This window comes from uncultured Winogradskyella sp., assembly GCF_947496485.1.
Taxonomy (GTDB): domain Bacteria; phylum Bacteroidota; class Bacteroidia; order Flavobacteriales; family Flavobacteriaceae; genus Winogradskyella.
In genome coordinates this window covers 412457-430578 of sequence record NZ_CANMCZ010000001.1, presented here as the reverse complement: position 1 = coordinate 430578, position 18122 = coordinate 412457, and the positions used below count along the sequence as shown (strand labels likewise).

Genomic DNA, 18122 nt, shown 5'->3' with positions numbered 1-18122 from the left:
ACTATTTTTATGCAAAAGAAAAGCTTTTTACTAGCCCTTATTACACTAGTATGTTTTAACAAAATTTCTGCACAAGCGAATCAGGCTAAAAGCGAAAAGCCGAATATAATATTTATTTTAACTGACGATCAACGTTTTGATGCTATCGGCTATGCAGGGAACAAATTTGTTGAGACGCCAGAAATGGACAAACTAGCTGAATCAGGAACGTACTTTAATTCTGCCATCGTAACAACTCCTATTTGTGCGGCAAGTAGAGCGAGTATTTTAACGGGTTTGCATGAGCGTGCTCATAACTTCAACTTTCAAACAGGAAACATTAGAAGCGAATACATGGATGATTCGTATCCAACACTTCTCAAGAATAATGGATATCACACAGGGTTTTATGGTAAGTATGGTGTGCGTTATGATGATTTAGACAAGCAGTTTGATGAATTTGAATCTTACGACAGAAATAACCGTTATAAGGATAGAAGAGGGTATTATTATAAAACACTAGATAATGACACTGTTCACTTAACACGCTATACAGGTCAAAAAGCACTTGATTTTATTGATAATAATGCAACGAATGAAAAACCATTCTGTTTGTCATTAAGTTTTAGTGCTCCTCATGCTCATGATGGAGCTCCAGAACAATATTTTTGGCAGAATACTACAGATAAACTTCTTGAAAACACAACCATTCCTGGGCCAGAATTAGGAGACGATAAGTACTTTGATGCTCAACCTGATATTGTAAAGAAAGGATTCAATTGGTTACGTTGGACATGGCGTTACGATACTCCAGAAAAATACCAACACAGTCTAAAAGGGTATTACCGAATGATTTCGGGAATCGATTTGGAAATCGCTAAAATTCGAGAAAAATTAAAAGAAAAAGGACTTGATAAGAATACAGTTATCATAGTTATGGGAGATAACGGCTATTTTTTAGGTGAACGTAAATTAGCAGGAAAATGGTTAATGTACGATAACTCTATTCGTGTGCCATTAATTGTATTTGATCCAAGAGAAAATACACATCAAGATGTTAATGATATGGTATTAAATATTGATGTGCCACAAACCATTGCAGACTTGGCTGGTGTTAAAGCTCCAGAATCATGGCAAGGAAAAAGTTTGATGCCTATCGTTAAAAAGGAAACAAATACAATTGCAAGAGATACCATTTTAATTGAGCATATTTGGGATTTTAGTGAAATTCCTCCAAGTGAAGGTATAAGAACTAAAAAATGGAAATACTTCAGATATGTAAACGATAAGTCCATTGAGGAGCTTTACGATTTAGAGAAAGATCCACAAGAGATTAAAAATCTAGTTGGTAAAAAGAAATACAAAAAAGTACTTGATAATTTAAGAGCTAAAACTGATGAACTAATCAAGAAAAACAGTAATGTATACAGAGCAGCACCAACAGATTTAACGGTAGAATTGATAAGAGAACCAAGTAAAGATGTAAAGATTTATGATTTAAAACCAGAATTCGGGTGGACAGTACCTTTAGGTGCAAAATACCAAGGCGCTTATCAAATTTTGGTAGCATCAAATAAGGCTGATATTGATAATAATAACGGAAATGTTTGGGATAGTGGTAGAGTAGCATCTATAAAATCAACAGATGTTGAGTATGAAGGTAACGCTCTAGAAATTGGAAAAACCTACTATTGGAAAGTTAGAATTTGGGATGAAGCTAACAGATTAGTTGATTATGCCGAAGCGCAACAATTTACAACTGGAAAAAGTGATAGTTACATCATTTCAACAGAAAATAAATTCGTTACTACAGAAGTTAAACCTTCAACGTTTGAAAAAAGAGGTGATTTTTATTTTATAGATTTTGGAAAGGCTGCTTTTGCAACCATGGATTTTACCTATAACGCTAAAACACCACACACCTTAACCATACATGTAGGTGAAATGGCCGATAATAATGGGAATTTAAATAGAACACCACCTAAAAAAAGTAATATTCGCTATCAAGAAATTAAAGTGGATGTAAAACCTGGTCAGACGAAATACCAGATTAAAGTTCATGAAGATGAACGGAACACAAGAGCAAATAAAGCAGTACCATTGCCAAATGGTTTTCCACCTTTAGTACCATTTAGATATGCAGAAGTGGAAGGAGCTCAAAATAATCTTAAAGCAGAAGACTTTACGCAACTAGCATTTCACACCTATTGGGATGAAGAAGCCAGTAGTTTTGAGAGTAATAATGATATTTTAAATCAAGTTTGGGAATTATGTAAATACTCAATTAAAGCTACCACATTTAATGGGCTTTATGTAGATGGTGATAGAGAACGTATTCCTTATGAAGCCGATGCGTATTTAAATCAATTAAGCCATTATACTACGGACAGAGAATTTGCTATGGCAAGACGTACCATTGAGTATTTCATGAAGAACCCAACATGGCCAACAGAGTGGCAACAGCATGTGCCGTTATTAATATATGCAGATTATATGTACACAGGTAATACCGAACTTATTGAGCGTTATTACGAACCATTAAAACACAAATCACTATTCGAATTATCTAATGAGGATGGTCTCATAACATCGACTAAAGTTGATGCTGAGTTCATGAAAAAATTAGGTTTCCCAGAGGGTTATAAAAAGCCATTAACGGATATCGTAGATTGGCCTGGAGCAAACTTTAATGGAAGCAAAACTAAAGGGGAACGCGATGGTTTTGTGTTTAAACCTTATAGTACGGTAATCAATTCATTCTTTTATGAGAACATGAAAATCATGGCAGAGTTTGCAAAGATTCTTGGGAAAACACAAGAAGCTTTGGACTTTGAATATAGAGCTGCAAAAGCTAAAAAAGCAGTGAACGAACAGATGTTCGATGCAGAACGCGGTATCTACGTCGATGGTATTGGGACAGACCACGCATCGCTTCATGCTAATATGATGCCTTTAGCTTTTGGATTAGTTCCAGAAGAGCATTTTGAATCTGTTGTAAATTATGTGAAATCCAGAGGGTTGGCTTGTAGTGTATATGGTGCTCAATTTTTAATGGATGGTTTATATAATGTTGGTGAAGCTGATTACGCACTAGATTTATTAACGGATACTTCAGATAGAAGTTGGTATAACATGATAAAAATCGGTTCTACGATTACGCTAGAAGCTTGGGACAATAAGTACAAAAACAATTTAGATTGGAACCATTCTTGGGGAGCTGTACCTGCAAATGTAATTCCACGCGGATTATGGGGAATTAAACCTAAAACGGCTGGATTTGGTGTTGCGACGATAAAGCCACAGATGAGCAAATTAAAATCGAGCGAAATTGAAGTACCAACCGTTAGAGGTACAATCAAAGGAAAATATACTTATAATGGAGCTAGATTGCAGACGTATGAAATTGAAATTCCAGGAAACATGGTCGCCGAATTTTCTCTAAACGGTTTAGATGGAAAGGACTTAATTCATAATGGAGAAAAAGTACCATCTGCTTTTGAATCTATTAGATTATCACCAGGAAAGCATACGATACAGCTGAAAATAAATTCGTTTTAAACAATCAATGCCAGTAAAATAATTACTGGCATTTTTTTATAATAAAGTATGAAAAAATGCTACTTAATATGGATGCTGTGTTTTTTTTCATTCATAAATTGGGGACAGGAACAGCAACTTGCAGCCAACTTAGAAGAATTATCAGAAGTAACAGGAACTGGTGAGGGCGGTTTGTTCTTTGCAGGAACTAGAGATGTCAATTATAGATTCTCACAAAGAATTTCACCTCATGGTGATTGTGTAGATGTTGTAAATGGGTATGCATTTGTGACTTGGTATAAAGGTGGAATGGATGCGCGTAACTTAATGTTATCAAGAAAAAATTTAAGTGTACCAAACTCTAGTTGGGTCACTATCGAGTTTCCACATCAACATGTTGGACAAAGTGGAGAGCTTTTAAATGGTACAGGTATTAGAGGCGATTCTCATAATACAGCCGCAATAGGTATCAGTACAATAGACAATACAATTCATATCATATACGATATGCACGCATACACTGCAGCAGCTTTGCCTAATGATTTTTTTAATTATTCTGTCTCAGTAGCCAATGCTGCATTTGTTCCAGATGCACAGTTTAATTTGAGTTTATTCAACCCTAAACAGAATTATTTAAAGCTCGGACAAGATTATGAAAGGATGACTTATCCTATGATTCATAGGGCAGACGATGGAAGTTTAATAGCTCGATATAGAAAAGGCGGATCAGGTAATGGAGATATACTTTTAGCACATTATGATGGAACATCATGGTCTAACAATTGGTTATTCCATGACGGGACGTTACCATTGCCAAATAGAAACAATATGTATGGAGGTGAACGGTTTTTAAACGGCAAGTTTTATTCTGGGTTTTCAATAAGATACTCTACTAATAATGATGCAAATACCAGCAACGGCTATATGTTAAATAGTGGACTATATTATGCTTACACCAACGTTATACCACAAAATCAGTCAACTCAGTGGTATGATGTAGATGATAATCCTATTGCATTACCCATAGTAAATAACATAGATCCAAATTTAGATCCTGTTCAAATAGCACAACCAGGAGATGATTACGGCACGGAGACTAATCCAAGAAGCAATAGTGATCCGGCTTGGACTGTTACTGAGAATGGCGCGATTCATTTTGTACAACGCGTTGATAATAGAAATGTACATTATTATAAGTTGGCTACTGATACTAATTTCTCTAGTAATGTAGATGTTTTGATTCCACACCCATCAGTTCGTGGCGAAATATATAGTTATATGAACCATGTTTTTATGGTGGAATTATTAGGTGGTAAAGTAAATATTAAAACCACTTTAGAAGGAGAAAATGACTGGAAAATTATATATACCAATACGGACGCTATAAATTATTCACATTTTGATGCCTTTGTTGAAGGAGATAAATTGTACGTGTATTTAATGGAAAATACGGGTAATAACACACCAGGCGTCGGCGACAAACGTCCATTATATTTTATGGAATTTACCTTGTCCGAAGAGGATGTGCCAGATACCACTGATAATATATCGTTGGAAGCAGAGGATTTTACAACAGCATCAACTGATATTAATATAGGTACAAATCCTGTGGCATCAGGTGGTGAATATATAGATTCGTTTTCGTCAAATCAGTTTATTGAGCACGTATTTGAAGTAACTGAAGCAGGGACTTATGATTTTATTCTTTTTGCTGCAAATAGAAATAGAGATGATTCCATTATGGATATTGAAATAAATGGAACCTTGTTCAATGATGTGTTAATAACCAGAACATTTGACTGGAGTGTATATTTAGAAACCAGAATTCCAGATATTACGCTAAATCAAGGTTTAAATACCGTAAGATTAACACAGCGAAGATCATTATCAAGTGAACCAGATAAAATTGAATTTGAACTAATAGCACCTCTAAGCATTAATGAATTTGACGCTCAAAATATTTCAGTTTACCCTAATCCTAGTGATGGTGTTTTTAATATAAAATCAAACATTCATAATCTAGAATATAAATTAGTTAACCTGCAAGGTCAAGTTTTGGAAATAGGAGGCGTGTCTCAAAATAAAGTAGATTTTTCTAAAAATACTCAAGGAGTTTATTTTTTAGAGCTATATAATGGAGTAGACAGAGTTTTTAAAAAAATTGTCATTAAATAGAATACAATGCTCAGGTATATCACAACTTTCTTTTTATGTCTTACATTGTTTAATTCCTGTAAACAAAAACAAGATATTAAAGTTGATGGCGAACTAAAAAAATGGCATAGAGTCACCTTTAATTTTGAAGGACCTGAAACTAGTGAATTAGCAGAAAACAATCCATTCTTAAATTATCGACTAGACGTTACGTTTAAAAACAAGGACAATACATTTGTCATCCCAGGATTTTATGGTGCTGATGGAAATGCTGCTGAAACAAGTAGTGATAAAGGCAATGTTTGGAAAGTGCGATTTACACCTAATGCCGTTGGAGAATGGACCTATACAGTATCCTTTAAAAAAGGTGAAAATATAGCGATTGCTGCTTCGTTAGATGGTGCGGAAAGTGCTGGTTTTATGAATGGACAAACAGGGAAGTTCAACATTTCAGAATCCGATAAAACAGGTATTGATAATCGCGCTAAAGGGCGTTTACAATATGTTGGCGCATCGTATTTAAAATTTGCCGAAAGTCAGAAATACTTTATAAAATTGGGTGTCGATGCACCAGAAAATTTGTTGGCATTTACCGATTTTGATGTATCTACAAATGCATTAGGTTTTCAGAAACAATGGGAGCCGCATGCCAAAGATTTTAATGAATCTGCAGAACCCTTTGTTTGGCAAGAAAATAAAGGAAAGAATCTACTTGGTGCTATTAATTATTTAGCCAGTGAAGAATTGAATGTATTTTCATTCTTAACGTTCAATGTAGATGGAGATGATAGAAATGTTTTTCCGCATCTTTTAAAAGTGCCTGTTGAAGATTATGAAGCCTATGCCAGTGTAAAAAAGAATAAGGAAGCATGGGAAACTATGTTTCATAAAACAAGATTTGATGTTTCCAAATTAGACCAATGGGAACGTGTTTTCGAATATGCCGAAACCAAAGGCATGTTCTTACATTTCAAAACGCACGAAACCGAAACAGACCATTTGATGGATAAAGGTATTTTCGGAATTGAAGGTAAACTATATTATCGAGAATTAATCGCCAGGTTTGGCCATCACCTATCTATGAATTGGAATTTGGGTGAAGAAAATAATCAGCCTATTTCAGAGGTATTAAAAGTTGCGAATTACGTGTCGAAATTAGATGCTTATAACAGTCATCTGGTGATTCATACCTACCCAAACAAGGATGATAGATTTGCAGAATTTATTGGTGACCAATCACCACTAACAGGAGCGTCATTACAACTTAGTCATCCGGAATTTAACGATGTACATCCAAGAGTTTTAAAATGGCGCGAAAAATCAAATGCTACTGGCAGAAAATGGGCAATAGCAGTTGATGAACCTGGTAAAGCTAATATTGCTTTGCTTCCAGATGATGAAGACGCAGAACATAATTTCGCGCGTTCAAGGGCTTTATGGGGAACATTAATGGCAGGCGGCTATGGTGTAGAATGGTACTTTGGTTATGCGAGTCCAAATTCTGATTTAACCTGTCAAGATTTTAGAAGTCGCGATTTATTTTGGGACCAAAACAGATATGCACTTCAATTTTTTAATAATCACATTCCGTTTTGGGAAATGACACCTAATGACAACCTTACTTCAGATGATGTATCCTATTGTTTAGCAAAAGAAGGAGAAATATATGTTATATATACAGAGTCTGGAGCTTCAAATATCCGATTGAATTTAGGTAATACAGACAATCAATTTACAGTAAAATGGTTCGATCCAAGAAACGGCGGAGAATTGCAAAATGGGTCTTTAACATCATTAAAAGGAGGAAGTATTGTTGAGCTTGGAATACCACCGTCTGAAACCGAAAAAGACTGGGTGATCTTGATAAAAAAATCTGAATAATAAGCTTTAAGTAGCCCATACCATATAGTACAGGATAAACATCATTTCATCATATTTTATCTTTAAAATCTATTACAAAATTTAGAATATTGAAAAATGGTTTAATATATACGCAACTTCTTTTTTGTGTTACCATTTTTTGTCATGCTCAAAACCCAATTGTTGCAAATCAAGGGTTAAATGACCCACACATTCATATTTTTAATGATACGGCTTACGTTTATGCTTCACACGATAAATCCATTACGAATGATAAATTCATCATGGACGATTGGTGGGTTTGGTCGTCACCAGATTTAGTGAATTGGACCAAACGAAGTGTACTTCATCCAAAGGACACGTATATTGGAAAGGATTATTCAAGATGTTGGGCCACAGATGCTGCCTATAATAATGGAAAGTATTATTGGTATTTTTCCGAAGGCAACGAACAAACGGGAGTTGTAGTTAGTGACACACCTATTGGGCCATGGAAAGACCCACTAGGAAAACCATTATTAACTTCCGATTTAACGCCAACGCACGAGTATGATATGTCCATTTTTGAAGAAGATGGAGACCATTATATCTTTTTTGGAGTCTGGAATTATTATGTTGCTAAGCTCAATGACGACATGATTAGTCTTGCTGAAGCACCAAAAAAGATTGTTATCAATAACCCGAGAGGACCCTATAATAGAGATGGAAAAAATAATGATATGCCAACGGATGATAAACCGTTTGTGCACAAGTATAATGGAAAATACTATTTATCTTGGGGCTGTTTTTATGCCATATCTGATAATTTGTACGGACCTTATGATTATGTAGATACCATTATCAAAGAAAGTAGTTTTACCGAAGGCTATGATAGTCCAACATGGCCAAATGGTTTTTTACAAGGCCGTCACGGCAGTTTTTTCGAGTGGCATAATCAATCGTATTTTGTGTATTGTGATATTAGCCAAACCGGTAATCGTTATTTTAGAGACGCTTTTATAAGTTATGTGCATTACAAGGATAATGGTGAAATCGCAACGATTAGAGTCGATGGTATCGGAGTTGGTCAGTATGATGCAAATAATGGTGCAATAGAAGCTGAAGATTATTTTAAGGCAGAAAATGTAGATAAAACAGAAAACGTTATTGGTGGTTTTTCCATAAATCCAAAGGCAACTAATGGTTTTGTAACCTATCCAAACATTCAGAATTTAAATAAAAAAAGTACAATAGAATTTGAATTTCTATCACAAACAGATACACAGATTGAAGTTAGGGAAAGTAATCCAAACGGAAAGCTTTTAGCCACCTGTAAGTTCAAATCTAATAGTACCAAAGCGTTTAAAACTGAAAGTTTCAAAATAGAAGAGTTACAAAATGGTCAAACAGTATGTCTGGTATTTAAAGCTGCTTCCGTAGAAAATTTAAAAATAAATAGATTTAGATTTAAGTAATAACAAATACATACACTAATATTAACCAACAATGAAAAGAAAGTCACTCATAGTATTTACAGCACTAGCCTTAGCGATACTATCTTGCGCTGAACCAGCAGAAAAAGATTATAAAGATGCTTCGTTATCCATTGATGATCGCGTAGAAGCTTTGCTTCCAAAGTTATCCATTGAAGAAAAAGTAGCACAAATGCGAATTTTTCATGCCAATATTGGTACTAAACCAGATGAAAATGGCAACTTGAAACTTTCCGATAAAGTCATTGAAAAATTAAAATTAGGTATTGCCGGAATCAAAAATCCGGGAGAGCATATTGACCCTGTGGCAGCCGCTAAATTAAATAACGAACTTCAAAAATATATTATAGAAAACAACCGTTGGGGCATCCCAGCATTATTTGTAACAGAATCCTATAATGGTGTAGATGCAGAGGGCTGTACCAAATTTGGTCGACCTATGACATCTGCGGCCTCATTCAATCCAGAATTAGTAAGACGACAATGGGATGTGGTTGGTAGAGAAGCAAGATTAAGAGGAATGCATATGTGCCATTCACCTGAAGCAGATATTGTTCGCGACCCTCGTTTTGGACGTATGAGTGAAGCTTTTGGAGAAGATACGTACTTAACAACGCAGATGGTTAAAAATGCTGTAATTGGTGTTCAAGGTAATTACGAAGGCTTAGGAAACGGAACGCATATTGGAGCTGTAGCAAAACATTTTGCAGGTTACGGACAAGTATTAGGTGGCTCTAATTTTGCAGCTATTGAAATTTCTGAAAGAACGCTTATTGATGAAATTTATCCACCCTTTGAAGCTGCTGTAAAAGAAGCAAAAACTTTGGGTATAATGGCATCTCACGGAGATTTAAATGGTGTGGCAAGTCACGGGAATCCAGAATTATTAACTGGTGTACTTCGAGACCAATGGGGATTTGAAGGTTATGTGGTATCAGATTCAAACGATATTGCACGTTTATTTTACTTTATGGGTGTAGCAGAATCGCCTGAAGCTGCAGCGCAAATGGGATTAGAAGCAGGAATTGATATTGATTTATATGCTGAGGATTCGTATGCCTACTTACCAGAAATGGTGAAGAAAAATCCAGAATTAGAAAAGCTTATCGATAGGTCTGTAAGACGTGTGTTAAGAACAAAATTCATTTTAGGATTGTTTGATAACCCTTATATAGATTTAGAAGAAACCAAAAAAGGTGTTCGTGCAGAATCATCTTTAGCATTAGCTAAAGAATCTGATTTAGAATCTATTATTTTATTAAAAAATGAAAATGATGCCTTACCATTAAATAAAGAAAAGTCAATGAAAGTGGCACTTTTAGGGCCATTGTTAAAAGATAATACTAAAGCGATGTTAGAATCAGTTTCAGGTTCAAATATCAAATTCGTTGCCGAAAAAGGGTTTAATCTAACCAATGAAAAAGGCGGAGCGCCAAAATTGTTAGATAGAGATCCAAAAGCCATTGCAAAATTGGTAAATACAGCTAAAGGTGCAGATGTGTCTATTTTATTTTTAGGTGGTGATGAGTTTACAGCAAAGGAAGCCTATTTTAGTAACAGCACTAAAGGTGACCGTGCTACTATTGACCCAGTTGGACCGCAAGACGAACTTGTTGAAAAAATCAAAGCCTTAGGAAAACCTGTAATCGTTGTTTTAAAACATCGTCGAACCTTATCTATTAATACAATTGCTAAGGAAGCTGATGCTATTTTAGACACCTGGGATTTAAGTGAATTTGGAGATGAGTCCACAGCAAAAATTATATTTGGAGAGGTGTCACCATCTGGTAAATCACCTGTTACAATTCCGAGGTCTATTGGGCAATTACCGTTTCATTATAGTATGAAAGAGATTAACTATAAAAAAGAATATTTATTTTTAGAAGACGGACCAATTTATCCTTTTGGTCATGGTTTAAGCTATGGTGATTTTGAATATTCAGATATTTCAATTTCTAGTGGAGAAATAACACCAGAGACAGAACTTGAGGTGAGTGTTAAGGTAACCAATGAGGGCAGCATGAAAGCAAAAGAAGTTGTTCAACTTTACATTAAAGACGAAATAGGTTCCGTAACACGACCAGATAAAGAACTCAAAGGTTTTGAAAAAATAGAATTAGACGCTGGCGAAAGTAAAACCGTCACCTTTACAATAACACCTAAAATGTTAGAGTTTACAGGAATTTCAATGGAAAAAGTGTTAGAAGCAGGTGATTATACCGTTAAAATTGGGACCTCGTCTCAAGACTATTTAGAAACTACATTCAAACTAAAAAAGTAAATTTAAAATGAATAAATCAATTGTAACAGTAGTAGCTGCATTAATTCTTTTTAGTTGTTCTGAAGCTCAAAAAACAACCTCAGAACAAAAGGATGTTTTTAATGAAACTGAGATTAAAAAATCAATGATAAAGGCTTTAGAATGGCAAGAAGTACATCCTATTTTTGCAATTCATCCTACAGATTGGACCAATGGTGCCTATTACACAGGTGTTGCACGAGCGCATCATACAACAAAAAATATGATGTATATGGCTGCTCTCAAAAATCAAGCGGTAAAAAATAATTGGGAACCATTTGAACGATTGTACCATGCAGATGATGTTGCTATTTCGTATAGCTATTTGTATGTTGCAGAGAATGAAAAACGAAGAAATTTTGCAGATTTAGAACCTACTAAAAAATTTTTAGATACGCATCTTTATGAAGATAATGCTTGGAAAGATGGAACAAATAAAAGTAAAGAAGACAAAACCATTCTATGGTGGTGGTGCGACGCCCTGTTTATGGCGCCACCCGTAATCAATTTATATGCTAAGCAAACAGAGCAGCCAAAGTACTTAGACGAAATGCATAAGTACTACATGGAAACCTATAATAGATTGTACGACAAAGAAGAAAAATTATTCGCAAGGGACATGCGCTTTGTTTGGAAAGGTAATGATGAAGATAAGAAAGAACCAAATGGTAATAAAGTATTTTGGTCTAGAGGAAATGGCTGGGTCATCGGTGGCTTGGCATTACTGTTAGAAGATATGCCAAAAGATTTTGAGCACAGAGATTTCTACGTGAATTTATATAAAGAAATGGCAAGTAGAATTTTAGAAATTCAGCCTGAGGATGGCTTATGGCGCACAAGTTTATTAAGTCCAGAATCATACGACCATGGTGAAGTTAGCGGTAGTGGATTCCACACCTTTGCTTTGGCATGGGGAATTAATAATGGTCTGTTAGATAAAAAACATACACCTGCTGTTAAAAAGGCATGGAAAGCTATGGCTGCGTGCCAGCACGAAGATGGTCGTGTAGGTTGGGTACAAAATATTGGTGCTTTCCCAGAGCCAGCTTCAGTAGATTCATGGCAAAACTTTGGAACAGGTGCATTTTTATTGGCAGGAAGCGAGATTTTGAAGTTAGAATAAATTGAAAAATAGTAAAATAAAGAAGTGGCTATCTAAAAAGAATTCGTTCTGTCATTTCGAGCGTAGTCGAGAAATCTAAAATTTTGATTTTTAAAACATTTCGTCTACTTCGTGGTGTGCTTTCAATCAATGCTCAATGTGACAGTTTATAGTTTTATTGACTTTTCAGACAGCCTCTTCTTTATTTTATTCAAATGGTTAAAATGTGAAATATCTTAAATTATTACTAATAATATGTATTTGTTTGGTTGGATGTCAACCAAAAGAAAAATCCAATACACAAATTAAGGATGAAGCCGCTTTGGAGTTACCCAAACGCCCAAATATACTTTGGTTAGTCACCGAAGATATGGGAGCTTATATTCCGCCTTTTGGAGATACTACCGTTGCAACACCTAACCTGAGTAAATTAGCAAACGAAGGTGTTATTTATCCGAACTTGTATTCAACATCTGGTGTTTGTGCACCAAGTAGAGCAGCGATAGCAACAGGTATGTATCCATCGAGTATTGGAGCAAATCACATGCGAACGAATTCATATACCAAAGAAAGAGGACTACCTGCTTATGAAGCAGTGCCACCATCCGACGTAAAAATGATAAGTGAATGGTTGCGACAAGCAGGCTATTACTGTACAAACAATTATAAAACCGACTACCAGTTTAAAGCACCAGTTACAGCTTGGGATGAGAGTAGTCCTTATGCGCATTGGCGAAATAGAAAAGATAATCAGCCTTTCTTTTCAGTGATTAACTTTACCGAAACACATGAGTCGGGTTTGTTTGAACCTTATGGATTTCGAGAAATTGAAACACGATTGTATCATGCTGGAGATAGCTCTTATAATTGGAAAAATAAAGGAGCTTCGCATGCTAATAATCGTATGACCGAAGAAGAAACACCTGTGCATATTCCTAAGGATACTAAGTTTAAAATTCCACCTTATCTAGCAGATAATGAGGTCACCCAACGTGACATGTGGAAACTCTACAATAATATTGCAGAAATGGATAGGCAAGTGGGAGCAGTTTTAAAACAATTGGAAGACGACGGTTTACTAGAGAATACGATTGTATTTTTCTACGGAGACCATGGTGGACCCTTACCTAGAGAAAAGCGATTAATCTACGATTCAGGTTTAAACACACCTATGATTATTCGATTTCCTGAAAAATTGCAAGCAGGTACCAAAGACAATCAGTTAATTAGTTTTGTAGATTTTGCACCAACTTTATTGTCGCTTATTGGCGAAGAACCAAAATCGTATATGCAAGGCCAATCTTTTTTAGGCGATTATAAAGCTGAGAAACGCAATTATATTCATGCAGCTGCCGACCGTTTTGATGCCGAAACCGATGTCATCAGGGCGGTAAGAGATAAACAGTTTAAATACATAAGAAATTACAGGCCAGAACAAGGCTATTATCTGCCTATAACCTATAGAGAACGCATTCCAGCCATGCAAGAATTATTGAGACTGCGAGACGAAGGCAAACTCAATGAAGCTCAAAAGCAATGGTTCAGAGAAAGCAAACCCAAAGAAGAATTATTTGACTGTTCGGTTGATCCGTTCGAATTAAACAACCTTGCAAACCATCCCGAATATAAAGACAAACTAAATGAGCTGAGTGCCGAAATGGATAATTGGCTTGGAGTAATAGAAGATAATCCTGATTTGCCTGAAGCTGAATTGATTAAAAAATTGTGGTATGACAATGATGTTCAACCTGTAACTTTAGAACCTATCATTACTAATGACAATGGGAAAGTGACAATCAACTGTGAGACCCAAGGCGCTTCTATAGGTTTTAAAGTGGTTAAGAATGGAGAAAAAGTACCCAAATCTTGGGAAGTTTATCAAAGCGCGATAGACATACCCCAAGGTGCAAAATTAGTAGTACAGGCACATCGTATTGGGTTTAAGCCTAGTTCAGTTATTGAAATCCAATAGATAATTCTAAATAGTATTTCTTTTATAAATCGGTACAGGATGAAACAGGATAGTTTTTCATAGGCATCTTTTTACCTTAAAATCGTTAGTAATTAATCTTTTAATATGAAAATTTCGTATCCTCTTTTTTTATGGTTTTTAGTTTCTCTATCCCTGATTTGTTGTGAATCTCATGAACAAAATCATAAGGATGACAATAAGCAATTGTCAATAAAATTGACGGAATTAAGTAACGAATTTAAATCACCATCTGATAACTACTATCCCGAAACTTGGTTTCATATTAACGGAAATAACATTAGCAAGGAAGGTTTAACCTTAGATTTAGAAGCGATAAAAGCTGCTGGTTTAAAAGGTATACACCTGTTTAACAAAAACGGACGACCATTCCCAAATGTAGATCCCATCAAAATATTATCGCCAGAATGGGAAGATATGATTCGGCATGCAGCAGACGAATGTGAGCGTTTAGGCTTAAAATTTACTATGCAAAATTGTCCAGGTTGGTCAATGACTGGCGGTCCTTGGGTGCCTGTGGAAGAGGCACAACGTGAAATGGTTGAGTCAGTTTACAGAGTTTCAGGTGGAAAAACCTATAATGAGGTATTAGAATTAGATTCATTATTTACAACACCAGATTACGACTATCAAGATATTCAAGTATTAGCTTTCCCAACACCAGAAGGTGATGATTTAGAATCTTTAAATCCTTCAAAAATTGAAACCAACAATAGTGCAGTCCCATGGGAAGCCATCTTTAATCCAAATTCTAAACTCATCGTTACACGGAAAAATACGTATTTAGATCAACCTTTAAAACAATATAGAAATCAAGGCATTACAAAAGTAAACGATGCTAATTCTTGGGTAAAAACTGTCTTTGATAATGCAGTGACATTACGCACGATTACCTTTCCGCAACTGCGTCACATCATTGTAGGTACGCAATATCCAAAAGTAGATGTAGCACTTAAAGTTGAAGCCTTAGTAGATGGCGAACTAAAAACAATTACAACTGTAAAGCTACCTGATGCCAATTGGAATGATCGTCGTAAGCATCTCACATTGGCGATTCCAGAAACCACATCAAATACATTTGTATTTGCGTTTCAAGGCAATCATAACATTGCGCCAGAATTCATTCGATTAAGTTCAAATCCAAAACTTCATAATCATCAAGCTAAAGCGGCTAAAGTATTGCGTCGTCTTAAAGACGATATACAAATTGATTATGCTCAAAACACCATTATTAGATCCAATGCAATTATTAATCTTTCTGATAAAATGACTTCTGAAGGGCAATTAATTTGGGACGTTCCCAAAGGCAATTGGACCATTGTGCGTTTTGGACATATCAATATGCGATTAACCAATAAACCTGCAGTGCCCGAAGCTACGGGTTGGGAATCTAGTAAGTTGGATAAAGTTGCCATTGAAAACCATTTAAGAAACGGTATGATTGGAAACTTAATTAAAGATGGAGGTCCAATTGGAGATGGTAAATTACACGGATTATTGATTGATAGTTGGGAAAGCCATGTGCCTACTTGGACCATGAATTCTGAAGATATGTTTGCCGAGTTCGAAAACCGTAGAGGTTATAGCATGAAAACCTATTTACCTGCAACCATGGGTTATATCGTTGAAAGTCCTGAAGTAACGACTAAGTTTTTACGAGATTTACGCCATACCATGGATGAGGTATTTATTGATAATTTCTTTACCCATTTTGCAATGGTGGCGCACGATCTGGGCGCGGAAGTCTATACCGAAGGTGCAGGAGGCGAAGTTTTACCTATTGATCCTATGCGTTATTATGGCGTTAGTGATATTCCAATGACCGAATTTTGGTATCCTAAAGAACCATCTGCCCAAAGAGAATATGCAAAACCAATATTTAATGCAGCATCTGCAGTACACCTGTATAATAAGCCAGTTTTAGCAGCTGAAGCATGTACACAGTTGGGTGTGAAATGGAATGAACATCCATTTTCGGTAAAATATTTAATCGACTATAATTTTACCAAGGGTGTCAATCATTTGGTATTTCATACCTTTTCCCATACACCACAAACTGATGTGTTTCCAGGTTCTAGTTTTGGCGGTAATATTGGATTTCCATTAGTACGTCAACAAACCTGGTGGCCATATATGAAGGATTGGACGGATTATTTAGCGCGAAACCAGTATGTTTTACAACAAGGCGAATATGTTGCAGACGTATTGCGATACTATGGAGACCATTTTGAGCGTCCACCTTTTGACTTAGATCAATTTCCTAAAGGCTATCGTTTTGATTATTTAAATGCTGAAATATTACACGATAAATTGAGTGTTGAAAATGGTAAAATCCATGTTGAGAATGCAGGAGATTATCGAATCATCACGCTTAGAGATTCAAAAGAAATGTTGCTATCTACAGCTCAAAAACTCAAAGAATTAGTGCTGGCAGGAGCAGTAATTCTTGGCGATAAACCATTAGGTTCACCAAGTTTAATGGATGATGAGAATGATTTAAAAGAATTAGCCGCAATAGCCGATGAGTTATGGGGAAATACTATTGAAGGTGTAAAACAAGTAGGAAAAGGAAAAGTGTATTGGGGAAAATCACTTGATGCTGTTTTAGAAGCTGAACGTATTTCTCAAGATGTCATTGTTCCAGATGATTTAGATATAAAATGGATTCACCGAGAAACGGCCGACGCACATATTTATTTTGTCGCTTCAAATCACGATGAACCAGTTGATGCTGCATTGAGTTTCAGAATTAAAGATTCGTATCCACAATTATGGAATGCTTTTAATGGAGAACAACAAGAAGCAAAAGTTTGGAGTACATCAAATGATAGAACAAATGTGACCTTATCTTTTCCACCAAGTGGAAGTACAATTGTGGTTTTTTCAAAAGGTGATAAATTGCCTTATGCCTCAAAAGTAACTTATGATAATGCCGTTATTTTAAATGCGGAAACAGGATGGTACAACATCCATGATACAGAAGATTTTCCGAGCATATCTTGGAAAGGCGATAATTTGCTTGCTTCAAAAGCAGGAGAATATACTTTTTATCAAAATGGAAATAAAACATCTAAAACCATTGAAGTAAATGAGCAATCACTTCAAACGGATTGGAAATTATTATTTAATGACGGTTGGGATACTCCGAAGTCTATTGAAATTCAAGAATTAAAATCACTTACCGAATTGGAGAATGATGCTGTTAAACACTATTCAGGGACCACAACATATTCCAAAACCTTCAATTTACAATCTTCAGGTAAACAAACTATTATCGACTTAGGAGCTGTTTCAAATATTGCAGAGCTTTGGTGTAATGATAAGAAAGTCGGTGTAAAATGGGCACCACCTTTTACTTTTGATATCAGTGAATTGGTGACAAATGGTGAAAATCGATTAGAGATAAAAGTAACCAATACCTGGCGAAATCAGCTCATTTTTGATAATCAAAGACCAAAAGGTAAAAAGAAAACTTGGACAACTAATCCACCTAAAAAAAATGAGACTGAATTAGGTGATTCTGGTTTAATCGGACCAGTAGTTATAAAAATACTAAATTAATTGACTCTTTATTCTATGCTTTTAGACATTTCATTTATCCTCAAAAATTGACTTTTAACAAAATAAAAGGTAATTATCTTTCAATTCAGCATAGTTCAGGATACCTTATTTAGTTATATTGAATAATATTAAAGAAAAATTTGAATATGAATAAGTCAAATATTCACA

8 protein-coding genes are annotated in these 18122 nt (G+C 35.4%); all 8 read left to right on the top strand.

The genetic code is table 11. The features are described from left to right. Positions 1–9: 9 nt before the first annotated feature. The 8 genes from Q0822_RS01750 to Q0822_RS01715 all read left to right on the top strand — a co-directional run bounded on the left by Q0822_RS01750 (position 10) and on the right by Q0822_RS01715 (position 17954). Complete coding sequence (locus Q0822_RS01750) at positions 10–3537, top strand: sulfatase-like hydrolase/transferase (RefSeq protein ID WP_299119354.1); 3528 nt, start codon at positions 10–12, stop codon at positions 3535–3537. 48 nt (positions 3538–3585) lie between these two features. Beyond that, complete coding sequence (locus Q0822_RS01745) at positions 3586–5691, top strand: BNR-4 repeat-containing protein (RefSeq protein ID WP_299119351.1); 2106 nt, start codon at positions 3586–3588, stop codon at positions 5689–5691. A 6-nt stretch (positions 5692–5697) separates the two neighbouring features. Further along, positions 5698–7551 (top strand): DUF5060 domain-containing protein, encoded by a 1854-nt coding sequence (locus Q0822_RS01740; protein WP_299119348.1) that lies wholly within the window; start codon positions 5698–5700, stop codon positions 7549–7551. An 89-nt stretch (positions 7552–7640) separates the two neighbouring features. Beyond that, positions 7641–8984 carry a family 43 glycosylhydrolase gene (locus tag Q0822_RS01735; RefSeq protein ID WP_299119347.1) on the top strand — a complete coding sequence of 448 codons (1344 nt, stop codon included), beginning with the start codon at positions 7641–7643 and terminating at the stop codon, positions 8982–8984. 31 nt (positions 8985–9015) lie between these two features. Beyond that, positions 9016–11283: a glycoside hydrolase family 3 N-terminal domain-containing protein gene (locus Q0822_RS01730; protein WP_299119344.1), complete on the top strand. Its 2268-nt coding sequence runs from the start codon at positions 9016–9018 to the stop codon at positions 11281–11283. A 7-nt stretch (positions 11284–11290) separates the two neighbouring features. Beyond that, entirely contained in the window at positions 11291–12424 is a 1134-nt protein-coding gene (locus tag Q0822_RS01725) for a glycoside hydrolase family 88 protein (protein ID WP_299119341.1), read from the top strand. Between the two features lie 205 nt (positions 12425–12629). Then, positions 12630–14375, top strand: a complete 1746-nt coding sequence (locus tag Q0822_RS01720) for a sulfatase (protein ID WP_299119339.1) — start codon at positions 12630–12632, stop codon at positions 14373–14375. Positions 14376–14480: 105 nt separating this feature from the next. Further along, the gene (locus tag Q0822_RS01715; RefSeq protein ID WP_299119336.1) at positions 14481–17954 is read left to right on the top strand and encodes a glycosyl hydrolase; all 3474 of its coding nucleotides are present in this window, start codon (positions 14481–14483) and stop codon (positions 17952–17954) included. Positions 17955–18122: the final 168 nt, after the last annotated feature.